Origin of the sequence: Streptomyces sp. DG1A-41, from assembly GCF_037055355.1 — a bacterium.
GTDB lineage: Bacteria > Actinomycetota > Actinomycetes > Streptomycetales > Streptomycetaceae > Streptomyces.
The window spans coordinates 5144371-5170108 of the sequence record NZ_CP146350.1 but is presented as its reverse complement, the minus strand read 5'-3'; the positions used below and the strand labels follow the sequence as shown (position 1 = coordinate 5170108).

The following is a 25738-nucleotide window of genomic DNA, read 5'->3' as shown; positions in this document are numbered from 1 at the left end:
CACTCGGGCCGCTAGCGTGCCGCCGGAGCCCCGGGCACGCCCTTCGGGGCCGGGGCGGGCCTGCCCGCGAGGAAGGACGCCCAGCCCTGCTTCGGCGCCTCGCCGACCTTCAGCGTGCGCAGCTTCTCCAGCGTCGTCGGGTCCTGGGCGTCGAGCCAGTCCACCAGCTGCCGGAACGAGACACAGCGCACCTCCTGCTTGGTGCACACCGTCTCGATGACCTCCTCGACGGCCCGCATGTAGGTGCCGCCGTTCCAGGACTCGAAGTGGTTGCCGATGATCAGGGGCGCGCGGTTGCCGTCGTACGCCCGGTAGAAGCCCCTGAGCAGGCCGTCGCGCATCTGATCGCCCCAGAAGTCGTGCATGGCGGGGTTGCCCTGGGTGGTGGTGCCCGACTGGTTGACCATGAAGTTGTAGTCCATGGTCAGCTGCTCGTAGGAGTGGCCGGGGAACGGCACGAGCTGCATGGAGACGTCCCACAGGCCCTGCTTCTTCTTGGGCCAGACCTGGTCGTTGACGCCGCTGGTGTCGTAGCGGAGGCCAAGGTCGCGGGCCGCCTTCATGAAGTTCCGCTGGCCCTCCAGGCAGGGCGTGCGGGCGCCGATGAGCTCCTTGTCGTAGTCGAAGGGCAGCGGGGACGCGTCCTGCATGCCGGTGTTGGTCTTCCAGGTCTTCACGAACTGCTTGGCCTGGGCGATCTCGTCCTTCCAGTCCTGCACGGACCATTCGCCGACCCCGCCACTGCTGCCGCAGAAGTGGCCGTTGAAGTGGGTGCCGATCTCGTTGCCCTCCAGCCACGCCAGGCGCAGCTGCTCCACGGTGGCGGCGATGCCGCGGCGGTCGTTGAAGCCGATGTCGGAACGGCCCGGGGAGTGCTGCGGCGGCCGGTACAGGTCGCGCTTCTCGCTCGGCAGCAGGTACACGCCGCTCAGGAAGTAGGTCATGGTCGCGTTGTTCGCCTTGGCGACCTTGCGGAAGTGCGAGAACAGCTTCTGGCTGTCCTCGCCCGCGCCGTCCCAGGAGAAGACGACGAACTGCGGGGGCTTCTGGCCGGGCCGCAGCCGCTCGGGCCTGGGCAGGTGGGGCTGGGCGCCGGTGTAGGCGGTGGAGCCGTCTCCGATCAGCCGGACCGCGCTCTTCGGCGCCGGAGCCGGCTTCGTCTTGGGCGGGGCGGGGGGCTCCTGTGGCGCTGTGCCGGTCACGCAACCGGCGAGCGATGCGGCGCAGACCGCGGCGATCACGGAGCCCGCGGCGATCCTGTGGGTGGCGGCCATGTTCCGCCCACCTTCTTCCTTCTCTCGGGTGCGGACAGCGCCGCCAAATTCGCACGAGACCGAGAAGGAATTAGTACGACAAGCCGATCACATAGCCACTTCACCCTTCGGGGGTATTTATTCACCCATTTGCCCGTAAAGACCATGCTCGCCCTTTACCCTGCATTACGATTCGTTTACCGAGCGTTGATTCATCCCGCCGTTTTGCACCGTGCCCACGGCCGCGACCGACCCCCGCCCCGAGCGGGGAGCCCGCGTTACGCGACCGCGCAGCCCCGGAGGAGACGGGAAACCCATGTCAGCCTGCGTCCCCACTCGTGCCGCCGATCCGAACCGGACCGAACGCACCCATCGACCCCACAGCCCGCCGCCGGGCGGCCCCCGCCGCTTCCGGATCGCGGGTGCCGACGTGTCGGCCTCGATCGCGGTCTTCCTGATCGCCCTGCCCCTTTCCCTGGGCATCGCCCTCGCCACCGGCGCACCGCTCCAGGCCGGCCTCGTCGCCGCCGCCGTGGGTGGGCTCGTCGCCGGACGGCTCGGCGGCTCCCCGCTCCAGGTGAGCGGGCCGGCCGCCGGACTCACCGTCGTCACCGCCGATCTCATCCAGCGCTACGGCTGGCGGACGACGTGCGCCATCACCGTCCTCGCCGGCCTCGCCCAACTCGGCCTGGGCTGCCTGCGTGTGGCCCGTGGCGCCCTCGCCGTCAGCCCCGCCATCGTGCACGGCATGCTCGCCGGGATCGGCGTCACCATCGCCGTCGCCCAGCTGCACATCGTGCTCGGCGGCACACCGCAGAGCTCCGTCCCGGACAACCTCCGCGCTCTGCCCGCCCAGTTGGCGGACATGCGCCCCGCGGCCGTGTCGGTGAGCGCGCTGACCCTGGCTCTGCTGCTGCTCTGGCCGAGACTGCCCGGCCGGGCCGGACGCCTGCTGCGCAAGATCCCGGCCGCGCTCGTCGCCGTCACCGGAGCCAGCGCGGCCGCCGCCCTCGCCGGCCTTCGCCTGCCCAAGGTCGACCTGCCGTCCTGGAGCAACCACGCCCTCGGCGGACTGCCCGAGGGCCCCGTGCTCGGCCTCGTCGCCGCGGTGCTCACCACCACGCTGGTGTGCAGTGTGCAGTCACTGCTCGGCGCGGTCGCCGTGGACAAGCTGGTGGCCGGCCGCCCGGACCTGCCCGCCCGCGTCCGGCGCTCCGACCTCGACCGCGAACTGCTCGGGCAGGGCGCCGCCAACATCGTCTCCGGCTCGCTCGGCGGACTGCCCATCGCGGGCGTGGCCGTGCGGACTTCGGCGAATGTCCACGCGGGCGCGGTGAGCCGGAACTCCACGATGCTGCACGGCGTTCTCGTAGTGATCGCCGCGCTGCTGATGGTCCCGATCCTGGAGCTCATCCCGCTCGCCTCGCTCGCCGCCCTGGTGATGGCCGTCGGCATCCAGATGGTGTCCCTGCACCACATCCGCACGGTGACGCGCCACCGAGAAGTGTGGGTGTACGCCGTCACGACCCTCGGCGTCGTATCCCTCGGCGTCCTGGAAGGCGTGGCGCTGGGCATCGCCATGGCCGTCGGCGTCGCCCTGCACCGCCTCGCCCGCACCCGCATCACGCACGAAGAGACGGAAGGAGTCCATCACGTACACGTCAGAGGACAGTTGACGTTCCTCGCGGTGCCCCGGCTCAGCCGGGCCCTGCATCTCGTACCCCACGGAGCCGACACCGTCGTCGAGCTGGACGGGTCGTTCATGGACCACGCGGCGTACGAGACGTTGCAGGACTGGCAGAAGACGCACACCGCGCAGGGCGGCACCGTCGAGATCACCGGCCGGGACCCCGGCACCCGCATCCACGAGCCGCAGGCCTTCACCGGCTGCCGCTGCCGACCCTGGACGCCCTGGCGCAACCACCAGTGCGACCGCCCCCAGCCCGCTCCCCCTTCCCGGAAAGACCCGGGCGGGACGGACCGCGCCGAGCCGGACCCGACCGGCGCCGGCGGCGCCCGCGGGCACGAACTGGCCCGTGGCATCAGCGCGTTCCAGCGCAACACCGCGCCCCTGGTGCGCAGCGAGCTGGCCCGCCTGGCGCGTGAGGGGCAGCGGCCGTCGCAGCTGTTCCTGACCTGCGCCGACTCACGGCTGGTCACATCGATGATCACCTCCAGTGGTCCGGGCGACCTGTTCGTCGTGCGCAACGTGGGCAACCTCGTCCCACGACCGGGCGAGGAGAGCGGCGACGACTCGGTGGCGGCCGCGATCGAGTACGCCGTGGACGTGCTGCGCGTGCGGTCCATCACGGTGTGCGGGCACTCGGGCTGCGGCGCCATGCAGGCGCTGCTCAACTCCGAGCCCGGCGGCGCCCGGACACCGCTGAAGCGTTGGCTGCGGCACGGGCTGCCGAGCCTGGAGCGCATGGCCGACGACAGCCGGCCGTGGGGCAGGCTGGCCGGGCGGGCGCCCGAGGACGTGGTCGAGCAGCTCTCCCTGACCAACGTGGTCCAGCAGTTGGAGCACCTGCGCGCCCACGACTCGGTGGCCCGGGCCCTCGACGAGGGCACCCTGGAGCTGCACGGGATGTACTTCCACGTGGGCGAGGCCGAGTCCTACCTGCTCACCGAGAGGGACGACGGCGTCGTCTTCGACCACGTACGCGAGGCGGACCTGACGGTGTGAGCCCGTGACGGCGTGAGCCCTTGACGGCGTAAGCCCGGCACGTGCGCGGGTGTGCGGCCCGGACGCCCCGACGGCCCCGACGGCCCCGACGGCCAGCGGGCCGCACACCCCCACCGCCCGCGCGCCACACGCGCCCCCGCCCCGATGGGTGACGCGCGTTACACGCACTGAACCTTCCCTGGTCGGCGTCCGTGGGTACGGATGACGCCGGCCGCCGACACCACCGCCCGATAGGTCTAAACCAATCGGCGGTCGGCCCTTGTCACCGCACCCCCGGGTCTGATGAGCTGTGGCCTGGGACACAACGGACACCCTGGGAAAGGCAGATGCCGTGAGCAACGAAAGCCTGGCCAACCTGCTGAGCAAGGAGATGGGACAGTGAGCGAGAGTCCTTCCCTCTCCAACCTGCTCAAGGAAGAGCGCAGGTTCGCACCCCCCGCCGACCTGGCCGCGAACGCCAACGTCACCGCGGAGGCGTATGAACAGGCCAAGGCTGACAGGCTCGGCTTCTGGGCCGAGCAGGCCCGTCGGCTGACCTGGGCCAAAGAGCCCACCGAGACCCTCGACTGGTCGAACCCGCCGTTCGCCAAGTGGTTCAAGGACGGCGAGCTCAACGTCGCCTACAACTGCGTCGACCGGCATGTGGAGGCCGGGCACGGCGACCGTGTCGCGATCCACTTCGAGGGCGAGCCCGGCGACAGCCGTGCCATCACCTACGCCGAGCTCAGGGACGAGGTCTCCAAGGCCGCCAACGCCCTGCTGGAGCTGGGAGTTCAGGCCGGCGACCGGGTCGCGGTCTACATGCCGATGATCCCCGAGACGGCGATCGCGATGCTGGCCTGCGCCCGCATCGGCGCCGCGCACTCCGTTGTGTTCGGCGGTTTCTCCTCGGACGCGCTCGCCACCCGCATCCAGGACGCCGACGCGCGCGTGGTCATCACCTCCGACGGCGGCTACCGGCGCGGCAAGCCGTCCGCGCTCAAGCCGGCAGTGGACGAGGCCGTCGAGAAGGCGGGCAACGTGGAGCACGTCCTGGTCGTGCGCCGCACGGGCCAGGAAGTCGCCTTCACCGAGGGCCGCGACGTGTGGTGGCACGACCTCGTCGGGCGGCAGAGCGCCGAGCACACCCCGCAGGCGTTCAACGCCGAGCACCCGCTGTTCATCCTCTACACCTCGGGCACCACGGGTAAGCCGAAGGGCATCCTGCACACCTCCGGCGGCTACCTCACGCAGACCGCCTACACCCACCACGCCGTCTTCGACCTCAAGCCGGAGACCGACGTCTACTGGTGCACCGCCGACGTCGGCTGGGTCACCGGCCACTCGTACATCGTCTACGGCCCGCTCGCCAACGGCGCGACGCAGGTCATGTACGAGGGCACGCCCGACACGCCGCACCAGGGCCGTTTCTGGGAGATCGTGCAGAAGTACGGCGTGACGATCCTCTACACCGCGCCGACCGCGATCCGTACGTTCATGAAGTGGGGCGACGACATCCCCGCCAAGTTCGACCTGTCCAGCCTGCGGGTACTGGGCTCGGTGGGCGAGCCGATCAACCCCGAGGCATGGATCTGGTACCGCAAGAACATCGGCGGCGACCGCACCCCGGTCGTCGACACCTGGTGGCAGACCGAGACCGGCGCGATGATGATCACCCCGCTGCCGGGCGTCACCGCGACCAAGCCGGGCTCCGCGCAGACGCCGCTTCCCGGCATCTCCGCGACGGTCGTCGACGACGAGGCGGGCGAGGTGCCCGACGGCGGTGGCGGCTACCTGGTGCTGACCGAGCCGTGGCCGTCGATGCTGCGCACCATCTGGGGCGACGACCAGCGGTTCATCGACACGTACTGGTCGCGCTTCGAGGGCAAGTACTTCGCCGGTGACGGTGCCAAGAAGGACGACGACGGCGACATCTGGCTGCTGGGCCGGGTCGACGACGTCATGCTCGTCTCCGGGCACAACATCTCCACCACCGAGGTCGAGTCCGCGCTCGTCTCCCACCCCTCGGTCGCCGAGGCGGCCGTGGTCGGCGCGGCGGACGAGACGACCGGTCAGGCGATCGTCGCCTTCGTGATCCTGCGCGGCACGGCCTCCGAGACCGAGACCCTGGTCGACGAGCTGCGCGCCCACGTCGGCAACGCCCTCGGCCCGATCGCCAAGCCCAAGCGGATCCTGCCGGTGGCCGAGCTGCCCAAGACCCGCTCCGGCAAGATCATGCGGCGTCTGCTGCGGGACGTCGCCGAGAACCGCCAGCTCGGTGACGTCACCACGCTGACCGACTCCACGGTCATGGACCTGATCCAGGCGAAGCTCCCGGCCGCGCCCAGCGAGGACTGATCACCGCACAGGCATAGCGCAGCGGCTGAAGGGGCACCCGGCGGACGGCACGCCGAGTGCCCCTTCGGCACCTCCGATGATCACTGGATGCGCTCGGCCATACGTTTGCCTAGAATGCTTACCTAGGCTAAGAAAAACAACTGCTTCATGGTGCGCCGGGAAGTCTGGTCGGCAAGCGTTCAGCCCTGCCCACCGACCGGAGGTCTCCCACGTGACCGCGCCCCGCCCCTCCACGCCCCGCAAGGTTCTCGACCGGCTCTCCCTCCCCGAGCGGACCTACGTGGCGGACGCGCTGCGTACCGAGACCGTCGGCGGGGTTCTGCTGCTCGTCGCCGCGGTCACCGCGCTGCTCTGGGCGAACATCCCCGCGCTGCGCGACAGCTACGAGAGCGTCTCCCACTTCCACCTGGGCCCCGCCTCCCTCGGCCTGGACCTGTCGGTCGCGCACTGGGCCGCCGACGGCCTGCTCGCGGTCTTCTTCTTCGTCGCCGGGATCGAACTCAAACGGGAACTCGTCGCGGGCGACCTGCGCGACCCCAAGGCCGCCGCGCTGCCGGTCGTCGCCGCGCTGTGCGGGATGGCCGTACCGGCGCTCGTCTACGTCCTCACCAACGCCACCGGCGGCGGTTCCCTGGCCGGCTGGGCCGTGCCCACCGCCACCGACATCGCCTTCGCGCTCGCCGTGCTCGCGGTCATCGGCACGTCCCTGCCGAGCGCGCTGCGGGCCTTCCTGCTCACGCTCGCCGTCGTCGACGACCTCTTCGCGATCCTGATCATCGCCGCGTTCTTCACCGACGACCTGAACTTCGCCGCGCTCGGCGGCGCCGTCGCGGGTCTGGCCCTCTTCTGGCTGCTGCTGCGCAAGGGCGTACGCGGCTGGTACGTGTACGTGCCGCTCGCGCTGGTCGTCTGGGCACTGATGTACAACAGCGGCATCCACGCCACCATCGCCGGTGTCGCCATGGGCCTCATGCTGCGCTGCCACCGCCACGAGGGCGAGGCCCACTCCCCCGGCGAACACATCGAGCACCTCGTACGGCCCCTGTCGGCGGGCCTGGCCGTACCGCTGTTCGCGCTGTTCAGCGCGGGTGTCTCCATCTCCGGCGGCGCGCTCGTCGACGTGTTCACCACGCCAGAGCCCCTCGGCGTGGTGCTCGGACTCGTCGTCGGCAAGACGCTCGGCATCTTCGGCGGGACCTGGCTGACGGCCCGATTCACCCGGGCGTCGCTCAGCGACGATCTCGCCTGGGCGGACGTGTTCGCGGTGGCGAGTCTCGCCGGCATCGGCTTCACCGTCTCGCTGCTCATCGGCGAACTCGCCTTCGAGGGCGACCAGACGATGACCGGCGAGGTCAAGGCCGCCGTGCTGCTGGGCTCGCTCGTCGCCGCGACGCTGGCGACCGTGCTGCTGAAGCTGCGGAACACCAAGTACCGCCGCCTGTGGGAGGCCGAGGAGCGCGACGAGGACCTCGACGGCATCCCGGACATCTACGAGGAGGACGACCCGGCGTACCACCTGCGGCTGGCCGACCTCTACGAACGCAAGGCCGCCGAACACCGCAGGATCGCCCAGGAGAAGGCAGTCGCGCGGCACGGGCTTGCCGAAGTACCCGGCGGGGCAGGCGAGGACCACCACCGTCCGGCATGATCTGACGGGACGGTACAAAAGACGGGACCGTACGCAGTCAGGCCGTACGCAGTCGGACGACTGTGGCCAGTCAGGCACAAACGCGGAAATCGGACCGTACGCAGAAGAGGGAGACCGCGATGAGCGCACCCGACGGCAGCCCGGTCGGCGCCGAACGCACCATCGGCCAGCTGTTCGCCTCGGCGACGGCGGAAATGTCGGCGCTGGTGCACGACGAGATCGCGCTGGCGAAGGCGCAGCTCAAGCAGGACGTGAAGCGCGGCGCGACCAGCGGCGGCGCCTTCTCGATGGCGGGTGCGGTACTGCTGTTCTCCCTGCCGATGCTGAACTTCGCGCTGGCGTACGGCATCCGCACCTGGAGCGACTGGAACCTCGCGATCTGCTTCCTGCTGTCCTTCGCGGCGAACGTACTGGTCGCGGTCGTGCTCGCGCTGATCGGCGTGGTCTTCGCGAAGAAGGCCAAGAAGAGCAAGGGCCCGCAGAAGGTCGCCGCTTCCATGAAGGAGACCGCGGGCGTCCTGCAGAAGGCCAAGCCGCACCCGCGGCCGGAGCTTGCGAAGGACCGGGTCCCCGAGGCCATCGAGGTTGTGGCACGCTCGTCGTCATGACCGACCCCGCCACTCCCCCGGCACAACCGGCTTCGGCCGTGCTGCTGGACGGCCCCTGGAACCATCGCGACGTCGCCGCCAACGGCGCCCGCTTCCACATCGCCGAGCTGGGCGACGGGCCGCTGGTGCTCCTCCTGCACGGCTTCCCGCAGTTCTGGTGGACCTGGCGGCACCAGCTCGTGGCGCTCGCCGACGCGGGTTTCCGGGCCGTCGCCATGGACCTGCGGGGCGTCGGGGGCAGCGACCGCACGCCGCGCGGTTACGACCCCGCCAACCTCGCGCTCGACGTCACCGGCGTCATCCGCTCGCTCGGCGAGCCGGACGCCGCGCTGGTCGGCCACGACCTGGGCGGGTACCTCGCGTGGACGGCGGCCGTGATGCGCCCCAAGCTGGTGCGGCGGCTGGCGGTCGCGTCCATGCCACATCCGCGGCGCTGGCGCGCGGCCATGCTGCGAGACGTCAAGCAGACCCGCGCCGGTTCACACATCTGGGGGTTCCAGCGGCCCTGGATCCCGGAGCGGCAGCTCACCGCCGACGACGGGGAGCTCATAGCCCGGCTGATCCAGGACTGGTCCGGGCCGCGCCCGCCGGAGGAGGAGGCGCTCCGGACGTACCGCCGCGCCATGTGCATCCCCTCCGCGGCGCACTGCGCGGTCGAGCCGTACCGCTGGATGGTGCGCTCCCTGGCCCGCCCGGACGGCATCCAGTTCAACCGCCGGATGAAGCGGCCCGTGCGCGTGCCGACGCTCCATCTGCACGGCTCGCTCGACCCGGTGATGCGCACGCGCAGCGCGGCCGGCTCCGGCGAGTACGTCGAAGCCCCGTACCGCTGGCGCCTGTTCGACGGCCTCGGCCACTTCCCGCACGAGGAGGACCCGGTCGCGTTCTCCTCGGAGCTCATCAACTGGCTGAAGGATCCCGAACCCGATCGGTGACCGGGTGACCGCGGCCGGTATCCACACGTGAACGCTTGTCCGACGAACGGCCAATTGCCTGACGCATAGGCCAATTGGACGCCCCCGGGGCGGTTATCGACCATGGGTCAGGGGCACACGTCGGGGTATGGGCTGGACGCACGACTACAGTGACGCAAGCCGCAATCGCCGCTCGGCGGGCGGTGCGAACCCCCACCAGCGAAGCGGTGCACCACAGATGGCGACCGCGGACCCCAGGGTCGGGATCCCGCGTATCCTCCGCCGCCGCGCCCGCTGGGTCTCCGTACGTCTACGCCACACACGCGACTGAGGCGTCACCCACGCGAGTGACGCCCCGACGCCTGCCGCATCAGGGCCGCTCCTAGAGCGCGCAGCTGTCGCTGCCCACCTGCTGGTTCGCGGTGCGCCCCTTGGTGATGTCCTCCTGGATCTCGTCCACGGTCAGCGCGTAGCCCGTCTCGGCGTCGTCGAGGGACTTGGCGAAGACGACGCCGTAGACCCTGCCGTCGGGCGTGAGCAGCGGGCCGCCGGAGTTGCCCTGGCGGACGGTCGCGTAGAGGGAGTAGACGTCGCGGCGGACCGTGCCGCGGTGGTAGATGTCCGGGCCGTTGGCCGTGATGCGGCCACGCACGCGTGCGGCACGCACGTCGTACGCCCCGTTCTCCGGGAAGCCCGCGACGATCGCGCCGTCGCCGCTGCCCGCGTCCTCGGTGGTGAACCGCAGCGCGGGCGCCTTGAGGTCCGGCACGTCCAGTACGGCGATGTCGCGCCGCCAGTCGTAGAGCACGACCGTGGCGTCGTACTTCTTGCCCTCGCCGCCTATCTGCACGGTCGGCTCGTCGACGCCGCCCACCACATGCGCGTTGGTCATGACGCGGCGGTCGCCGAAGACGAAGCCGGTGCCCTCCAGGACCTTGCCGCAGCTCGGGGCCGTGCCCATGACCTTGACGATGGAGCGCTGGGCGCGGGTCGCCACCGGGCTGTTGGCCAATGCCGGGTCCGGCGGCCGGACGTCGGTGATCGGCTCGTTCGCGAACGGGCTGAAGACCTGCGGGAAGCCGTTCTGCGCGAGGACCGAGGAGAAGTCCGCGAACCAGGTGGCGGCCTGCTCCGGCAGCGCCTGGGAGACGCCCTGCAGCACCTTGGAGTTGCGGACCTCCTTGCCGAGCGTCGGCAGCGTGGTGCCCGCGAGGGCAGAGCCGATCAGCCAGGCGACCAGGAGCATCGCCACGACGTTGACCAGGGCGCCGCCGGTGGCGTCCAGGGCCCGGGCCGGGGACCAGGTGATGTGCCGGCGCAGCTTGTTGCCCAGGTGGGTGGTGAGTGCCTGGCCGACGGAGGCGCAGACGATGACGACGACGACCGCGACGACGGCCGCGGTCGTGCTCACCTCCGCGTTGTCCGTGATCGCGTCCCAGATGACGGGCAGCGCGTACACCGCGACGAGACCGCCGCCCAGGAAGCCGATCACCGACAGGATGCCGACGACGAACCCCTGGCGGTACCCGACGACCGCGAACCACACGGCGGCGACCAGCAACAAGATGTCCAGCACGTTCACGGAGGCCACCCTGTCATGCGCGCCAGTCGAGCGGGACCTGCTTCTCGCGGTCCCAGGGCCGCTCCCAGCCCGAGAAGTGCAGCAGCCGGTCGATGATTCCGGCCGTGAAACCCCAGACAAGTGCCGATTCGACCAGAAATGCCGGGCCTCTATGGCCGCTGGGGTGGACGGTCGTGGCGCGGTTCGCGGGATCCGTGAGATCCGCCACGGGGACGGTGAAGACCCTGGCGGTTTCGTTCGGATCGACGACCCCGACCGGGCTGGGCTCACGCCACCAGCCCAGCACCGGGGTGACGACGAAGCCGCTGACCGGGATGTACAGCCGGGGCAGGACGCCGAAGAGCTGGACGCCCGAGGGGTCGAGGCCGGTCTCCTCCTGCGCCTCGCGCAGGGCCGCCCGCAGCGGGCCGTCGCCCCGCGGGTCGCCGTCCTCCGGGTCGAGGGCGCCGCCCGGGAAGGAGGGCTGGCCGGCGTGCGAACGCAGGGAGTGCGCGCGCTCCATGAGCAGCAGCTCCGGTCCCCGCTCGCCCTCACCGAAGAGGATCAGCACGGCGGACTGCCGCCCGGCGCCGTCCTCCGGCGGCAGGAAGCGGCTCAGCTGCCGCGGCCGGACCCTCTCCACGGCGTGCGCCACCGGGTCCAGCCAGCCGGGCAGGCCCTCCTTGCTCACCGTCACCGGCCCGCCCTGTGTGTCGCTCGCCCGCGTCATCGCCACCCCTGTCGTCCTGCCGCTTCCAACGCACGGCGTCCCTGAGATCGTTCCGCGAACGGCCGCGATCCCCTGATCGAGGGGCTCGTGGGGCAGCTCATCCAACCCCCAGCGGCGGCGCCGGTTCGCCGCCCGCGTCCAGGTAGGCCTGCGGGGGGTTCAGTCGCTGGCCGGGGAAGCCGCCCTTCTCGTACTTGAGCAGCTTCTTCGCCTTCTCCGGGTCGGTCTCGCCCTCGCCGTACGCCGGGCAGAGCGGGGCGATCGGGCAGGCGCCGCAGGCGGGCTTGCGGGCGTGGCAGATGCGGCGGCCGTGCCAGATCACGTGGTGCGAGAGGTCCGTCCAGTCGCTCTTCGGGAAGAGCGCGCCGACCGCGGCCTCGATCTTGTCCGGGTCGGTCTCGGCGGTCCACTGCCAGCGCCGCACCAGGCGCTGGAAGTGCGTGTCCACGGTGATGCCGGGGCGCCCGAAGGCGTTGCCGAGCACGACGAACGCGGTCTTGCGGCCGACACCGGGCAGCTTGACCAGGTCCTCCAGCCGGCCGGGCACCTCCCCGCCGAAGTCCTCCACCAGGGCCTTGGACAGCCCTATGACCGACTTCGTCTTGGCCCGGAAGAACCCGCACGGGCGGAGGATCTCCTCCACCTCCTCCGGATTGGCGGCGGCCAGGTCCTCGGGGGCGGGGTACTTGGCGAACAGGGCGGGGGTCGTCTGGTTGACGCGCAGGTCGGTGGTCTGGGCGGACAGGACCGTGGCGACCACCAGCTGGAAGGGGTTGGTGAAGTCCAGCTCGGGGTGGGCGTACGGGTAGACCTCGGCGAGCTCGCGGTTGATACGGCGCGCCCGGCGGACCAGGGCGGTGGGCGACTCGCCGCTCGGCGGGTGGACGACGGCCCTGGCGGGGGCGGTGCCCTTGACGCGGGCAGTGGCCTTCTTGGGCGCCACGGTGACCTTCTTGACGGCGGGGGCCTTCTTCACAGACGCGGCCTTCTTCGCAGACGCGGCCTTCTTCGCAGACGCGGCCTTCTTCGCAGACGCGGCCTTCTTCGCAGACGCGGCCTTCTTCGCAGACGCAGCTTTCTTCATAGACGCGGCCTGCATCGCGGATGCCTGCTTACTCGCGGCCCCGGCCTTCCCGGCAAGCGCCTTCTTCGCCGGCGTCGACTTCCCGGAAGGCGTCGCCTCCCCTGTCGCTTTCGCCGTTTTCCTACCGCCATCGGGGCTCTGTTCGCCCACAGCGGAATCGCGACGTACAACCACCCGCGCAGCCCCCTCGGCCTGTGCTCTCACCGGCGATTTGGACACCCGGCCAGCCTAAGGCCCGGCACCGACATCCGCCCCGGGCCCCGAAGATCGGCGCCCAATTGGACCCCTGCCGCGTACCCCGGGACACGTGTGCGGCATCCTTGTGACAGATCACACTGTTTGGACCGTCAGGCAAAATGGGCACCACGGTGCCTTGGTACGCGGGGGCGAACGCCCCTGAGCAGGTCGACAAGGAGAGAACTCGTGGACGACGTTCTGCGGCGCAATCCGCTCTTCGCGGCGCTCGACGACGAGCAGGCCGCGGAGCTCCGCGCCTCCATGAGTGAGGTGACCCTCGCGCGCGGCGACTCGCTGTTCCACGAGGGTGACCCCGGCGACCGCCTGTACGTGGTCACGGAGGGGAAGGTCAAGCTCCACCGCACGTCCCCCGACGGCCGCGAGAACATGCTGGCCGTGGTCGGCCCCGGCGAGCTCATCGGCGAGCTGTCGCTGTTCGACCCGGGCCCGCGCACCGCGACCGCCACGGCGCTGACCGAGGTCAAGCTGCTCGGCCTCGGCCACGGCGACCTCCAGCCCTGGCTGAACGCCCGCCCCGAGGTGGCCACGGCGCTCCTGCGCGCCGTCGCGCGCCGGCTGCGCAAGACCAACGACGCGATGTCCGACCTCGTCTTCTCGGACGTCCCGGGCCGTGTCGCCCGCGCCCTGCTGGACCTCTCCCGCCGGTTCGGCGTGCAGTCCGAGGAGGGCATTCACGTGGTCCACGACCTCACGCAGGAGGAGCTGGCCCAGCTGGTCGGTGCGTCCCGCGAGACGGTCAACAAGGCACTGGCGGACTTCGCCCAGCGTGGCTGGCTGCGCCTGGAGGCCCGCGCGGTGATCCTCCTGGACGTGGAACGCCTCGCCAAGCGCTCGCGCTGACGCGCACACACCCCTGGCCGTACGTCGTCGGGCCCTGTCTCCTCGCGGGACGGGGCCCGACGTCGTACCCCCTCATGAGGCGGCGCGGAAAATGAGCCGCGCCGGCATCCCCCGCACGGCACAGTGAGCGCATGCCCAGAACCCTCACGGCGCGGTGAACGCATGGCCGGAACCGTTCACCGCCCCGGACTCGACACACAGGGGTTCATCGCCAGGGAAGGCTCCCTCGCGTGCGTGCCCGACGCCTTCCGTCCGGTCGTCGCCGCGGCCGGGGAGCGGCTGACCGACGTGTTCGGGGCGCGGCTGCACAGCGCGTACCTCTACGGGTCGATTCCGCGCGGCACCGCGCGCGTGGGGCGAAGCGACCTCGACCTGCTGCTCGCCTTGCGCGAGGAGCCGACCGACACGGACCGGGCCGACGCCCGTGCCCTCGGGGCGGCGCTGGACGAGGAGTTCGAGCAGCTCGACGGGCACGGGACGCTGCTGTACAGCCGGGCGCGGCTGTTGAGCGACCTGGAGCGGTACGACCTGGGATGGTTCGTCGCCTGCCTGTGCACACCGCTGCTGGGTGAGGACCTCGCCGCGCACCTGCCGCACTACCGTCCCGACACGCTCCTGGCCCGTGAGACCAACGGCGACCTGGCCCTGCTGCTCCCGCGCTGGCGCCGGCGGATCGCCGAGGCCGACAACACCGACGAGGCCCGCCGTCCCCTCGTCCGCTTCATGTCCCGGCACCTCGTGCGTACGGGCTTCACCCTGGTCATGCCTCGCTGGAACGGCTGGACCAGCGATCTGCGGGAGATGGCCGAGGCGTTCGCCGGGTACTACCCCGAGCGGGCCGAACAGGTGCGGGCCGCGGCCGTCCTGGGCCGTGAGCCCACGGGTGACCCCGCCGTCCTGGCGTCGTACGCCGACGACCTGGGGCCCTGGCTCGCCGACGAGTACGCGCGCGTGCACGGGGTCAAGACGCCGAGGCCGGGCCGGGGCTAGATCAGCCCGTGCTCCTCCAGGTAGTCCAGCTGCGCCCGCACCGACAGTTCCGCCGCCGGCCACAGGGAGCGGTCGACGTCGGCGTAGACGTGGGCGACGACTTCCCCGGGGGTGCGGTAGCCGTCCTCGAAGGCCGTTTCCACCTGGGCGAGGCGGTGGGCGCGGTGGGCGAGGTAGTACTCGACGGCGCCCTGGGCGTCCTCCAGGACCGGTCCGTGGCCCGGCAGGACCGTGTGGACGCCGTCGTCGACCGTGAGGGACCTGAGGCGCCTCAGCGAGTCCAGGTAGTCGCCGAGACGGCCGTCGGGGTGGGCCACGACCGTCGTCCCGCGGCCCAGGATCGTGTCACCGGTCAGGACCGCCCGGTCGGCCGGGAGATGGAAGGAGAGGGAGTCGGCGGTGTGGCCGGGGGTGGGCACGACCCTCAGCTCCAGGCCGCCGGTGGTGATCACGTCTCCGGCGGCCAGGCCCTCGTCGCCCAGCCGCAGTGCCGGATCGAGCGCACGCACGCGCGTGCCGGTCAGTTCGGCGAACCGGCCGGCGCCCGCCGCGTGGTCGGGATGACCGTGGGTCAGCAGGGTCAGGGCGACCCGCTTGCCGGCCTGCTCGGCCGCGGCGACGACATGGCGCAGGTGCCCGTCGTCGAGCGGGCCCGGGTCGACCACGACAGCGAGGTCCGAGCCGGGCTCGGAGAGGATCCAGGTGTTCGTGCCGTCCAGGGTCATCGCCGACGGGTTGGGGGCCAGGACGTTGACGGCCCGCGCGGTGGCGGGCCCCGAGAGGACCCCGCCGCGAGGCCGGCCGGGAAGGGCTGCTGCGTCCGTCATGCGGTGGCTCCACCGGTCGGGGCGTTCGGGATGTGCTTGGTGAACTCGTCGTGGCCCGGCCAGGAGAGCACGATCTCGCCGTCCACCAGGCGGGCGGTGGCCAGGACGGGCCTGAGGTCACGCCCCGGGGCGGCCGCGAGCGCCTGGGCGGCCGTCTCGTACGCCGCCAGCTGACGCAGGGTCGCGATGGTCGGCGGCATCATCAGCAGCTCGCCCTTGTCGTACCCGGCGGCCGCCTCGTCCGGGGCGATCCACACCGTACGGTCGGCCTCCGTGGAGGCGTTGCGGGTGCGCTGCCCCTCCGGGAGGGCGGCCACGAAGAACCAGGTGTCGTAGCGGCGGGCCTCGAACTCCGGGGTGATCCAGCGCGTCCAGGCACCGAGCAGGTCGGAGCGCAGCGCCAGGCCGCGGCGGTCCAGGAACTCCGCGAAGGACAGGTCCCGGGCGACCAGGGCGGCACGGTCGGCTTCCCAGTCGGCGCCGGTGGTGTCGCCGACGACCGAGTCGGGCGTCGGGCCGGCGAGCAGCACGCCCGTCTCCTCGTACGTCTCCCGCACGGCCGCGCAGACGATCGCCTGTGCCGTCGTCTCGTCGACACCGAGCCGGTCCGCCCACCACGCACGCGTGGGGCCCGACCAGCGGACCTGGTGGTCGTCGTCCCGGGGGTCGACGCCGCCGCCCGGATACGCGTACGCGCCTGAGGCGAAGGCCATGGAGGCGCGTCTGCGCAGCATGTGGACGGCGATGCCGGTGCCGGTGTCCTTCAGGAGCATGACGGTGGCCGCGCGCTTCGGGGTTACCGGGGTGAGGGTGCCGGCCGCGAGTGCGCGGATGCGGTCCGGCCACTCCAGTGGGTACCACTGACCGTTCGCCATGGGCGCGAGGCTATCCCGTGACGGGCGGATGTTCGAGTGACTCCTCGGAAGGCTTCGGAGGCGACGCCGCAGCTACGCGAGCTCCACCTGGATTTCGACCTCCACCGGTGCGTCCAGCGGCAGCACCGCCACGCCCACCGCGCTGCGCGCGTGCACGCCCTTGTCGCCGAGGACCTCGCCGAGCAGCTCGCTGGCGCCGTTCAGCACCGCGGGCTGGCCCGTGAAGTCCGAGGCCGAGGCCACGAAGCCGACGACCTTCACCACGCGCGCGATGCGGTCCAGGTCACCGGCGACGGACTTGACGGCGGCCAAGGCGTTCAGCGCGCAGGTACGCGCCAGTTCCTTGGCCTCCTCCGGGGTGACCTCGGCACCGACCTTGCCGGTGACCGGAAGCTTGCCCTCCACCATCGGGAGCTGCCCGGCCGTGTACACGTACGGCCCGGACTGCACGGCCGGCTGGTACGCGGCGAGCGGCGGGACGACGTCGGGCAGGGTCAGGCCGAGCTCGGCCAGCTTCGCCTCGACGGCGCTCATTACTGCTTCTCCCGCTTCAGGTAGGCCACGAGCTGCTCGGGGTTGTTCGGCCCGGGCACGACCTGGACGAGCTCCCAGCCGTCCTCGCCCCAGGTGTCCAGAATCTGCTTCGTGGCGTGGACGAGCAGCGGCACGGTTGCGTATTCCCACTTGGTCATGCGGCCGACTCTAGCCGCTGCCGGAGAGGGGTCACGAAGCCGACCACGCCCCCGCTCGTCCGCCCTCCACGGCGACGGTTGTCCACAGCCTCCCGCGCAGCCCGGGCACGGACTGGTTAGGCTCGAATACGTGAGCAGGCTCCAGGTCGTCAGTGGCAAGGGCGGTACCGGCAAGACCACGGTGGCCGCGGCCCTAGCGCTGGCCCTGGCCACGGAAGGGAAGCGGACGCTTCTCGTCGAGGTCGAGGGCCGTCAGGGCATCGCGCAGCTCTTCGAAACGGAAGCGCTGCCTTATGAGGAGCGGAAGATCGCCGTCGCTCCCGGGGGCGGGGAGGTGTACGCGCTGGCCATCGACCCCGAACTGGCCCTTCTGGACTACCTCCAGATGTTCTACAAGCTGGGCGGTGCCGGACGGGCCCTGAAGAAGCTCGGCGCGATCGACTTCGCCACCACCATCGCGCCCGGGCTGAGGGACGTACTCCTCACCGGCAAGGCGTGCGAGGCGGTGCGGCGCAAGGACCGCAGCGGGCGGTTCGCGTACGACTACGTCGTCATGGACGCCCCGCCCACCGGCCGCATCACGCGTTTCCTCAACGTCAACGACGAGGTCGCCGGCCTCGCCAAGATCGGCCCGATACACAATCAGGCACAAGCCGTGATGCGGGTGCTGAAGTCGCCGGAGACGGCCGTGCACCTGGTGACGCTGCTGGAGGAGATGCCCGTCCAGGAGACCGTGGACGGCATCGCCGAGCTGCGGTCGGCGCGGCTGCCGGTGGGGCGGATCATCGTGAACATGGTGCGGCCGCAGGTGTTGGACGCGGCCGACCTGGAACTCGTACGGACGGTCCCGCGTTCCACGGTTGCGCGGTCGCTGTCCTCCGCCGGGCTCGGCGGGGCGAGGCGCGGCGGGCGCGCGGAGCGGCTGGTGGATCCGTTGCTCACGCAGGCCGAGGAGTACGCCGAGCGGTACACGCTGGAGCACGAGCAGCGCGCGGTGCTCGCCGAGCTGGGCCTGCCGCTGCACGAACTGCCGCTGTTCGCCGAGGGCATGGACCTGGCGGGGCTGTACGAGCTGGCCCGCGACCTGCGCGAGCAGGGCGTGTCATGAGCCGGGCAGCCCGCGGCCCCCGGAACAGCACACAGGCAAGGCCCGTCATGAGTCGGAAGCAGGGGATGTCATGAGTCGTCCGGACCCGGCCCACACCCACGACCCGGCCCGCCACCACCTGTCCCCCGCGCGCGTGCTCGACATCGACCCGCTGCTGGAGGATCCGAAGACCCGCATCGTGGTGTGCTGCGGCTCGGGCGGGGTCGGCAAGACCACGACGGCGGCGGCCCTGGGACTGCGCGCGGCCGAGCGGGGCCGCAAGGTCGTCGTCCTCACCATCGACCCGGCCCGCCGGCTCGCCCAGTCCATGGGCATCGACTCCCTCGACAACACCCCGCGCCGGGTGAAGGGCATCGACGACTCCGCGGGCGGCGAGCTGCACGCGATGATGCTCGACATGAAGCGCACGTTCGACGAGATCGTCGAGGCGCACGCGGACCCCGAGCGGGCCGCCGCGATCCTGGGCAACCCCTTCTACCAGTCGCTCTCGGCGGGCTTCGCGGGCACGCAGGAGTACATGGCGATGGAGAAGCTCGGGCAGCTGCGGGCCCGGGACGAGTGGGACCTGATCATCGTCGACACCCCGCCGTCCCGCTCGGCGCTGGACTTCCTGGACGCGCCCAAGCGGCTCGGGTCGTTCCTGGACGGGCGGCTGATCCGGCTTCTGACGGCGCCGGCGAAGCTGGGCGGCCGCGCCGGGATGAAGTTCCTGAACGTCGGGATGTCGATGATGACCGGCACCCTCGGCAAGCTGCTCGGCGGCCAGCTCCTCAAGGACGTCCAGACGTTCGTGTCCGCGATGGACACGACCTTCGGCGGGTTCCGCACCCGCGCGGACGCGACGTACAAGCTGCTCCAGGCCCCCGGCACGGCGTTCCTCGTGGTCGCGGCCCCGGAGCGGGACGCGCTGCGCGAGGCCGCGTACTTCGTGGAGCGGCTGGCGGCGGAGGACATGCCGCTCGCCGGGCTGGTGCTCAACCGGGTCCACGGCAGCGGCGCCTGGCCTGTCGGCCGAGCGGGCGCTCGCCGCCGCGGAAAATCTTGAAGAGCCTCGCATTGTGGATCAGGAGGGCGGGAAAGCAGTACTTCGTAACTCCCCCGAAACGTACGGCAATTCAGGCTCTCCCACACCCGAATCACCAGCTCCGGCCGCTGCTCCGGCTTCTGACGGTGGCTCCCCCGCCGAGGACGCCGAGGACGCCCAGAACATCGAGAACACCGAGCGCTCCGTCGACCAGCTCACGGCAGGCCTGTTGAGGCTGCACGCCGAACGTATGCAGATGCTCTCCCGTGAGCAGCGCACGCGTGACCGCTTCACCGCGCTCCACCCCGAGGTGGCCGTGACGGAAGTGGGCGCGCTGCCCGGCGATGTGCACGACCTCGCGGGACTGCGCGACATCGGCGACCGGCTCGCGGCGAACGAGCGCGAACTGCCCGAGACCGAGCTGCCCGACAGCGAGCCACCCGAGGCGGGCGCCCGGCCTGAGGCGACCGCCTGAGCGCCCGATGCGCGTGCCTGAAGCGCCCGATGCGCGTGCCTGAAGCGCCCGATGCGCGTGCCTGAGAACAAGCGAGCGGCCCTGAGCTCGACGCGAGCGCCTGGGCCGACGCGCGTGCTCAAGCCGACGCGCGTGCCTGAGGGCGACCCGGCGCTGCCAACGGGCCTGTCTCCTTGGAGGACCCTGAGCCCCGACCTGAGCCCCGAGGAGCCCCCGGGGGAACCCCTCAGCTCACCGCCGCGTAGTTCTCGTAGACCTCGTCGTCGTCGAGGGGAACGACCCCCGTGCCGCGCTCGTACTCCGAGCGCGCGGTCTCCAGCAGCCGGCGCCAGGAGGTCACCGTGGGCCGCCTGCGCAGCAGTGCGCGGCGTTCCCGCTCCGTCATGCCTCCCCACACGCCGAACTCGACGCGGTTGTCCAGCGCGTCGGCCAGGCACTCCGTGCGCACCGGGCATCCGGTGCACACCGCCTTGGCCCTGTTCTGCGCTGCTCCTTGAACGAACAGTTCATCCGGATCGGTAGTGCGGCAGGCCGCCTGCGCACTCCAGTCGGTTACCCAGCCCATACCGGCGCCGTCCTCTCCCGAATCGAGGCTCCCCCACGGCGGCAGCGGCATATTCACCGCCGCCAGTTGAGGACGTTACGGAAGGTGGGCACAGCGCAACACCCCCAGCGGGCCCAATCTTGAATGGTCCGAACGGACTATGGGTAAGCGGCAGATCACCCGGGGGAGTGACCTGGCGACATACGTAACCTTCCCGGCAAACCAGGACAGTTCAGCTGCGTCACAACGGACGCCCTATGACACACAAGGCGGATTCGGACACGACCCCACCAAAAAAGTTGGGGGACACCCGGAACGATTCGGGGTCGCCGGACGTATTGATACGTGGCCTCACTGCTGTGACAGTTGAGAGCAGCTTAGGCCAACGCCTATACGCCTGTCCGGCGAATGAGAACGTAGGCTGCCCTCATGCCAAAGAAGCGCTCGGGCGGTGGTCTGTCACCCACGCAGCAGGCCGCCAAGTTCCTCGGTGTCAGTGTTCTCGCGGGAGCCGTGCTGGCCGGTATCGCGCTGCCCGCGGTGGGCGCGCTGGGGCTGGCGGCGAAGGGATCGGTCGAGAGCTTCGACGAGCTCCCGGCCAACATGAAGACCCCGCCCCTGAGTCAGCGCACCACGATCCTCGACGCCGACGGCGGCCAGATCGCCACGGTCTACTCGCGCGACCGCACGGTGGTCCCCCTCAAGGACATCTCGCCGTACATGCAGAAGGCGATCGTCGCGATCGAGGACTCGCGCTTCTACCAGCACGGCGCTGTCGACCTGAAGGGCGTCCTGCGCGCCCTCAACAAGAACGCGCGCAGCGGCGAGGTCGCCCAGGGCGCCTCGACCCTGACGCAGCAGTATGTGAAGAACGTCTTCGTCGAGGAGGCCGGCGACGACCCGACGAAGGTCGCGCAGGCCACCCAGCAGACCATCGGCCGTAAGATCCGCGAACTGAAGTACGCGATCCAGGTCGAGGAGGAGCTCGGGAAGAAGAAGATCCTCGAGAACTACCTGAACATCACGTTCTTCGGCCAGCAGGCCTACGGCGTCGAGGCCGCGGCCCAGCGCTACTTCTCCAAGTCGGCCAAGGACCTGAACGTCCAGGAGGCGGCCCTCCTCGCCGGCATCGTCCAGTCGCCCAGCCGGTACGACCCGGTCAACGACGGGGCGGAGGCCACCAAGCGCCGCAACATCGTGCTCAGGCGCATGGCCGAGGTCGGCGACATCTCCCGGGCGCAGGCCGCCGAGGCGATGAAGGCGCCGCTGGGCCTGAAGGTCAGCAAGCCCAGGAACGGCTGCATCACGGCGACCAAGGGCGCGGGCTTCTTCTGCGACTACGTGCGCGAGGTCTTCCTGAACGACCCGGTCTTCGGCAAGACCAAGGAGGAGCGGGCGAAGGTCTGGAACCAGGGCGGCCTCACCATCCGCACCACCATGGACCCCCAGGCCCAGGACGCGGCACAGGCGTCCATCAAGGACCACGTCTACAAGAGTGACGACGTGGCCACCGCCGCCACCCTCGTCCAGCCCGGCACCGGCAAGGTCCTTGCCATGGGCCAGTCGCGTCCGTACGGCTTCGGCAAGAACGAGACGCAGATCAACCTCTCCGTCGACCAGTCGATGGGCGGCGGCATGGGCTACCAGCCCGGTTCGACGTTCAAGCCGATCGTGGCCGCCGCGGCCCTCGAGGGCGGCATGCCGGCGAACAAGGTGTACTCCTCGCCGTACCAGATGGCCTACCCGAGCCCGGTCTCCGCCTGCGACGGCAAGACCTGGAAGAACAGCCGGACCAACCCCGCCAGGCTCGAGAACGAGAACGAGTCCGAGGTCGGGCCGTACGACATGAAGGAAGCGACCGCCAAGTCGGTCAACACCTACTACGTGCAGATGATCAGCGACATCGGCATCTGTCCGGTCACGACGATGGCGAAGAAGATGGGCGTCGTGCGGGCCGACGGCGACAAGATGCCCCAGGTGCCCTCCATCGCCCTCGGCACCCAGGAGATGTCCCCGCTGACCATGGCGAACGCGTACGCGACCTTCGCCTCGCGCGGGATGCACTGCACGCCGGTCGCCATCGAGTCGGTCACCCAGCGCGTCGGCGACCAGACGAAGTCGCTCCCGGTCCCGAAGTCCACCTGCTCGCGTGCGATGTCGGAGAAGACCGCCGACACCGTCAATGCACTGCTGCGGGGCGTCGTCGAGGACGGTACGGGTAAGAAGGCCGGCCTCGACAGCCGTCCCAGTGCCGGCAAGACCGGTACGACGGACGAGCGCTACGCGGCCTGGTTCGTGGGCTACACGCCGAACATGGCCGGCGCCGTGTGGGTCGGCGACCCCGCACACAAGCGGAAGATGACCAACATCACCATCGGCGGCCGGTCGTACGACAAGGTCTTCGGTGGTGAGGTCCCCGGCCCGATCTGGGGCGACATGATGAACGGCGCACTGGAAGGCAAGCCCGTCGAGGACTTCAACACCGTCCACATCCCCGACGGCGTCGACCGGGACCGCGGCGACGGGAACGGCGACGACGAGGGCCGCGACGACGGGGACAACGGCAACGGCCTCATCGGCGGCCTGGTCGGCGGCAACAACGGCGGCGGGGGCGACCAGCCCTTCCCGACGCCTTCGTTCTCCATCCCGGAGGGGTTCTTCCGGGGTCAGGGCAACGGGGGCGGAAACGGGAACGGCGGCCGGTTCGGCTGAGCCGCCGGCGTGACGGAACAGGGGCGGCCCCTCCTTCCCTTTCGGAAGGAGGGGCCGCCCCTCGCCGGTCCAGCCGAAGGGCTGGTCAGCCGGCCAGCAGCTTCTTCACCGCGGCGGCGACGCGGCCGCCCTCGGCCTGGCCTGCCACCTTCGGGTTCACGATCTTCATGACGGCGCCCATGGCCCGCGGCCCCTCGGCACCGGCCGCCCTGGCCTCCTCGACCGCCTGGGCCACGATCTGCTGGAGCTCCTCGTCGGACAGCTGCTTGGGCAGGTACTCGGCGAGCACCTCACCCTCCGCCTTCTCCCGCTCGGCCTGCTCGGCACGACCACCCTGCGCGAAGGCCTCGGCCGCCTCACGCCGCTTCTTCGCCTCGCGAGTGATCACCTTCTGCACCTCGTCGTCGGAGAGCTCGCGCTTCTCCTTGCCCGCGACCTCCTCCTTGGTGATCGCGGCGAGCGTCAGCCGGAGCGTCGAGGAGCGCAGCTCGTCGCGCTCCTTGATCGCGGCGTTGAGGTCATCCTGAAGCTTCGACTTGAGCGTGGTCATGGGGTTGATTGTCGCAGGTGCGGGCGGAAAGGCGCCCCTTGATTTGCGGGGCGGCGGCTCGAGGCACTGCCTAAGGGGTCCTTTCAGAATGCTGGGTTCTTGCGGGCGAGGGTCATGCAGTGAGCGAGCTGGAGGAAGGCGTCGTGCATGTCGTCTCGGGTTTCCCAGCGGGTCCGTAAGCGGCGTGGGCCGTGGAGCCAGGCGATGGCGGACTCAGCGACCCATCGCACCCGGCCCAGGCCCGAGCCATGGGGCTGTCCGCGCCGGGCGATCTTCGGGACGATGCCGCGCTCGCGCAGTCGGCGGCGGTAACTGTCGTGGTCGTACCCGCGGTCGGCATACAACGCCCGGGGCTTGCGCCTAGGCCTGCCCCGCTTGCCCCGCACCGGCGGCACGCCGTCGACCAGCGGCAGGAGCTGCGTGACGTCGTTGCGGTGCCCACCCGTCAACGACACCCGCAGAGGGATACCGTGCGCCTCGGTCAGCACGTGATGCTTCGAGCCCGGCCGCGCACGGTCAACCGGACTCGGACCGACTTTTGGGCTGCTTCGCCCCCGCTTGGCCTGCACGTGCGAGGCGTCAACGGTGACGCGGGAGAAGTCCAGGCGGTCCGCCGCCCGCAACCGGTCCAGCAGCACCCGCTGGAGTTCCTCCCACACCCCGGCCTGCTGCCATTCGGCCAGCCGCCGCCAACAGGTAGGACCGGAACCGAACCCCAACTCCTGCGGCAGGTACTCCCACTGGATCCCGGTGTAGAGGACGAACAGCACGCCCTGGAGCGTCTTGCGGTCATCGATCCGCTTGCGCCCCGGATACCGGAACCGCCGCTCATGCTTCGGCAGCAGCGGCTCGATCACCGCCCACAACTCGTCGCTGACCTCCCACGGCTTCCGCCGTGTCATGGTCACCCCCACAAAGCACGGGATCACGTCCACCTCCACCGTGCCACAAGTAGATCTTTCTGCAAGGACCCCTAAGGGCCGGTGTCGTCGGGGGGTTTCGGGCACCGCCGGGCGCAGGCGACCGGCGCGATCTGACACGATGGCCGTATGCGCGCGCGATACGGAGTCCCCCTGGGAATCGCGGCGGCTGGTGCCGCCGGTCTGTTGTACGCGGCGGGCTTCGAGGCCCGCTCCTTCCGCCTCCGCCGGGTCACGGTCCCAATCCTGCCCTCGGGTATGCGCCCCCTGCGCGTGTTGCAGGTCTCCGACATCCACATGGTCAGCGGTCAGCGCAAGAAGCAGCGCTGGCTGCGCTCCCTGGCGGGCCTGCGCCCCGACCTCGTGATCAACACGGGTGACAACCTCTCCGACCCGGAGGGCGTCCCGGAGGTCCTGGACGCGCTCGGCCCCCTGATGGAGTTCCCGGGCGCGTACGTCTTCGGCTCCAACGACTACTACGGCCCCAAGCTGCGCAATCCCGCCCGCTACCTGTTCGAAAAGGCCCAGGGCCGCCACGGCCTGAACGGCAACCCGCCGGCCGTCGGCGTGGTGCACAACCCGTGGGAGGACCTGCGGGACGCCTTCGACACGGCGGGCTGGCTGAATCTGACGAACACGCGCGGCACGCTCAAGGTCGAGGGCGTCTCGCTGGAGCTGACAGGCCTGGACGACCCGCACATCAAGCGGGACCGCTACGACCAGGTGGCCGGCGGCCCGTCGGGTTCCGCCGACTTCTCCATGGGCGTGGTCCACGCGCCGTACCTGCGCACCCTGGACGCCTTCACGGCCGACGCCTACCCCTTGATCCTGGCCGGCCACACCCACGGCGGCCAGCTGTGCATCCCGTTCTACGGCGCCCTGGTCACCAACTGCGACCTGGACACGGACCGTGTGAAGGGTCTCTCCACGCACACGGCGGAGGGTCGTACGGCGTACCTGCACGTCTCGGCGGGCTGCGGCACGAACCGCTACACACCGGTACGGTTCGCGTGCCCGCCGGAGGCGACACTGCTGACGCTGGTGGGGCGGGAGTAGCGGGGAGCCGCTCCACGGGCAGGGGCCCGTTAACCCACACAGCCCG

Annotated in this window: 22 protein-coding genes and 1 pseudogene; 12 read left to right on the top strand and 11 right to left on the bottom strand. The window is 70.7% G+C overall.

The features are described from left to right. Nucleotides 1-11 precede the first annotated feature (11 nt). Nucleotides 12-1274: a hypothetical protein gene (locus tag V8690_RS24195; RefSeq protein ID WP_338781994.1), complete on the bottom strand. Its 1263-nt coding sequence runs from the start codon at nt 1272-1274 to the stop codon at nt 12-14. Nucleotides 1275-1569: 295 nt separating this feature from the next. Here V8690_RS24195 and V8690_RS24190 point away from each other — a divergent pair, with 295 nt between their 5' ends. The 6 genes from V8690_RS24190 to V8690_RS24165 all read left to right on the top strand — a co-directional run bounded on the left by V8690_RS24190 (nt 1570) and on the right by V8690_RS24165 (nt 9777). Beyond that, complete coding sequence (locus V8690_RS24190) at nt 1570-3939, top strand: SulP family inorganic anion transporter (RefSeq protein WP_338781993.1); 2370 nt, start codon at nt 1570-1572, stop codon at nt 3937-3939. Between the two features lie 378 nt (nt 3940-4317). Continuing rightward, entirely contained in the window at nt 4318-6276 is a 1959-nt protein-coding gene (gene acs, locus V8690_RS24185) for an acetate--CoA ligase (protein WP_338781992.1), read from the top strand. A 211-nt stretch (nt 6277-6487) separates the two neighbouring features. Next, nucleotides 6488-7924: a Na+/H+ antiporter NhaA gene (nhaA, locus tag V8690_RS24180; RefSeq protein WP_338781991.1), complete on the top strand. Its 1437-nt coding sequence runs from the start codon at nt 6488-6490 to the stop codon at nt 7922-7924. A 119-nt stretch (nt 7925-8043) separates the two neighbouring features. Beyond that, complete coding sequence (locus tag V8690_RS24175; protein ID WP_338781990.1) at nt 8044-8532, top strand: phage holin family protein; 489 nt, start codon at nt 8044-8046, stop codon at nt 8530-8532. Further along, nucleotides 8529-9467, top strand: coding sequence for an alpha/beta hydrolase (locus V8690_RS24170; RefSeq protein WP_338781989.1), 939 nt, complete (start codon nt 8529-8531; stop codon nt 9465-9467). Before V8690_RS24175 ends, V8690_RS24170 begins: the two co-directional genes overlap by 4 nt. 127 nt (nt 9468-9594) lie before the next feature. Next, nucleotides 9595-9777 (top strand): hypothetical protein, encoded by a 183-nt coding sequence (locus V8690_RS24165; protein WP_078602692.1) that lies wholly within the window; start codon nt 9595-9597, stop codon nt 9775-9777. A 51-nt stretch (nt 9778-9828) separates the two neighbouring features. Here the strand turns inward: V8690_RS24165 and V8690_RS24160 are convergent, their stop codons facing one another. The 3 genes from V8690_RS24160 to nth form a co-directional block, all read right to left on the bottom strand. After that, a complete protein-coding gene (locus V8690_RS24160; RefSeq protein WP_338781988.1) occupies nt 9829-11028 on the bottom strand; it encodes a MarP family serine protease in 1200 nt (399 codons plus the stop codon). Between the two features lie 13 nt (nt 11029-11041). After that, on the bottom strand, nt 11042-11737 hold the full coding sequence (locus tag V8690_RS24155; protein ID WP_338781986.1) for a CoA pyrophosphatase: 696 nt from the start codon (nt 11735-11737) through the stop codon (nt 11042-11044). Between the two features lie 97 nt (nt 11738-11834). Beyond that, entirely contained in the window at nt 11835-12821 is a 987-nt protein-coding gene (nth, locus tag V8690_RS24150) for an endonuclease III (RefSeq protein WP_338781985.1), read from the bottom strand. A gap of 423 nt (nt 12822-13244) precedes the next feature. On the opposite strand from nth, the gene V8690_RS24145 reads away from it, so the two are divergent. Both V8690_RS24145 and V8690_RS24140 read left to right on the top strand, forming a co-directional pair. Next, a complete protein-coding gene (locus tag V8690_RS24145; protein WP_010031945.1) occupies nt 13245-13919 on the top strand; it encodes a Crp/Fnr family transcriptional regulator in 675 nt (224 codons plus the stop codon). Between the two features lie 162 nt (nt 13920-14081). Further along, on the top strand, nt 14082-14909 hold the full coding sequence (locus V8690_RS24140; protein WP_338781975.1) for a nucleotidyltransferase domain-containing protein: 828 nt from the start codon (nt 14082-14084) through the stop codon (nt 14907-14909). Here V8690_RS24140 and V8690_RS24135 read toward each other — a convergent pair. The 4 genes from V8690_RS24135 to V8690_RS24120 all read right to left on the bottom strand — a co-directional run bounded on the left by V8690_RS24135 (nt 14906) and on the right by V8690_RS24120 (nt 17303). Beyond that, entirely contained in the window at nt 14906-15736 is an 831-nt protein-coding gene (locus tag V8690_RS24135) for an MBL fold metallo-hydrolase (protein ID WP_338781973.1), read from the bottom strand. The genes V8690_RS24140 and V8690_RS24135 overlap by 4 nt on opposite strands. Beyond that, the gene (locus tag V8690_RS24130) at nt 15733-16611 is read right to left on the bottom strand and encodes an NUDIX hydrolase (RefSeq protein WP_338781972.1); all 879 of its coding nucleotides are present in this window, start codon (nt 16609-16611) and stop codon (nt 15733-15735) included. The genes V8690_RS24135 and V8690_RS24130 overlap by 4 nt, the downstream gene beginning before the upstream one ends. A gap of 72 nt (nt 16612-16683) precedes the next feature. Then, the gene (locus V8690_RS24125) at nt 16684-17145 is read right to left on the bottom strand and encodes a RidA family protein (protein ID WP_020271809.1); all 462 of its coding nucleotides are present in this window, start codon (nt 17143-17145) and stop codon (nt 16684-16686) included. Next, nucleotides 17145-17303, bottom strand: coding sequence for a DUF4177 domain-containing protein (locus tag V8690_RS24120; RefSeq protein WP_003991873.1), 159 nt, complete (start codon nt 17301-17303; stop codon nt 17145-17147). Before V8690_RS24120 ends, V8690_RS24125 begins: the two co-directional genes overlap by 1 nt. A gap of 130 nt (nt 17304-17433) precedes the next feature. Between V8690_RS24120 and V8690_RS24115 the strand changes: the two genes are divergently transcribed. Beyond that, a complete protein-coding gene (locus tag V8690_RS24115; protein ID WP_338781968.1) occupies nt 17434-18411 on the top strand; it encodes an ArsA-related P-loop ATPase in 978 nt (325 codons plus the stop codon). 70 nt (nt 18412-18481) lie between these two features. Beyond that, nucleotides 18482-19910 (top strand): annotated as a pseudogene (locus V8690_RS24110) (ArsA family ATPase). Between the two features lie 226 nt (nt 19911-20136). Here the strand turns inward: V8690_RS24110 and wblA are convergent. Continuing rightward, the gene (gene wblA, locus V8690_RS24105; RefSeq protein ID WP_031115994.1) at nt 20137-20475 is read right to left on the bottom strand and encodes a transcriptional regulator WblA; all 339 of its coding nucleotides are present in this window, start codon (nt 20473-20475) and stop codon (nt 20137-20139) included. 408 nt (nt 20476-20883) lie between these two features. Here wblA and V8690_RS24100 point away from each other — a divergent pair, with 408 nt between their 5' ends. Then, nucleotides 20884-23166, top strand: a complete 2283-nt coding sequence (locus V8690_RS24100; RefSeq protein ID WP_338781966.1) for a transglycosylase domain-containing protein — start codon at nt 20884-20886, stop codon at nt 23164-23166. A gap of 85 nt (nt 23167-23251) precedes the next feature. Here the strand turns inward: V8690_RS24100 and V8690_RS24095 are convergent, their stop codons facing one another. Further along, complete coding sequence (locus tag V8690_RS24095) at nt 23252-23716, bottom strand: GatB/YqeY domain-containing protein (protein ID WP_184986437.1); 465 nt, start codon at nt 23714-23716, stop codon at nt 23252-23254. Between the two features lie 83 nt (nt 23717-23799). After that, nucleotides 23800-24618: an IS5 family transposase gene (locus tag V8690_RS24090; RefSeq protein ID WP_338777454.1), complete on the bottom strand. Its 819-nt coding sequence runs from the start codon at nt 24616-24618 to the stop codon at nt 23800-23802. A gap of 147 nt (nt 24619-24765) precedes the next feature. Between V8690_RS24090 and V8690_RS24085 the strand changes: the two genes are divergently transcribed. Then, nucleotides 24766-25692: a metallophosphoesterase gene (locus V8690_RS24085; RefSeq protein ID WP_338781965.1), complete on the top strand. Its 927-nt coding sequence runs from the start codon at nt 24766-24768 to the stop codon at nt 25690-25692. The last annotated feature ends 46 nt before the right edge of the window (nt 25693-25738 follow it).

What these genes read in the sequence shown, in the direction of transcription:
- V8690_RS24195 (WP_338781994.1), bottom strand. Translation starts at nt 1,274, where the DNA reads ATGGCCGCCACCCACAGGATCGCCGCGGGCTCCGTGATCGCCGCGGTC.
- V8690_RS24190 (WP_338781993.1), top strand. Translation starts at nt 1,570, where the DNA reads ATGTCAGCCTGCGTCCCCACTCGTGCCGCCGATCCGAACCGGACCGAA.
- V8690_RS24175 (WP_338781990.1), top strand. Translation starts at nt 8,044, where the DNA reads ATGAGCGCACCCGACGGCAGCCCGGTCGGCGCCGAACGCACCATCGGC.
- V8690_RS24170 (WP_338781989.1), top strand. Translation starts at nt 8,529, where the DNA reads ATGACCGACCCCGCCACTCCCCCGGCACAACCGGCTTCGGCCGTGCTG.
- V8690_RS24165 (WP_078602692.1), top strand. Translation starts at nt 9,595, where the DNA reads ATGGGCTGGACGCACGACTACAGTGACGCAAGCCGCAATCGCCGCTCG.
- V8690_RS24155 (WP_338781986.1), bottom strand. Translation starts at nt 11,737, where the DNA reads ATGACGCGGGCGAGCGACACACAGGGCGGGCCGGTGACGGTGAGCAAG.
- nth (WP_338781985.1), bottom strand. Translation starts at nt 12,821, where the DNA reads ATGAAGAAAGCTGCGTCTGCGAAGAAGGCCGCGTCTGCGAAGAAGGCC.
- V8690_RS24140 (WP_338781975.1), top strand. Translation starts at nt 14,082, where the DNA reads ATGGCCGGAACCGTTCACCGCCCCGGACTCGACACACAGGGGTTCATC.
- V8690_RS24135 (WP_338781973.1), bottom strand. Translation starts at nt 15,736, where the DNA reads ATGACGGACGCAGCAGCCCTTCCCGGCCGGCCTCGCGGCGGGGTCCTC.
- V8690_RS24130 (WP_338781972.1), bottom strand. Translation starts at nt 16,611, where the DNA reads ATGGCGAACGGTCAGTGGTACCCACTGGAGTGGCCGGACCGCATCCGC.
- V8690_RS24125 (WP_020271809.1), bottom strand. Translation starts at nt 17,145, where the DNA reads ATGAGCGCCGTCGAGGCGAAGCTGGCCGAGCTCGGCCTGACCCTGCCC.
- V8690_RS24120 (WP_003991873.1), bottom strand. Translation starts at nt 17,303, where the DNA reads ATGACCAAGTGGGAATACGCAACCGTGCCGCTGCTCGTCCACGCCACG.
- wblA (WP_031115994.1), bottom strand. Translation starts at nt 20,475, where the DNA reads ATGGGCTGGGTAACCGACTGGAGTGCGCAGGCGGCCTGCCGCACTACC.
- V8690_RS24100 (WP_338781966.1), top strand. Translation starts at nt 20,884, where the DNA reads ATGCCAAAGAAGCGCTCGGGCGGTGGTCTGTCACCCACGCAGCAGGCC.
- V8690_RS24095 (WP_184986437.1), bottom strand. Translation starts at nt 23,716, where the DNA reads ATGACCACGCTCAAGTCGAAGCTTCAGGATGACCTCAACGCCGCGATC.
- V8690_RS24090 (WP_338777454.1), bottom strand. Translation starts at nt 24,618, where the DNA reads ATGACACGGCGGAAGCCGTGGGAGGTCAGCGACGAGTTGTGGGCGGTG.
- V8690_RS24085 (WP_338781965.1), top strand. Translation starts at nt 24,766, where the DNA reads ATGCGCGCGCGATACGGAGTCCCCCTGGGAATCGCGGCGGCTGGTGCC.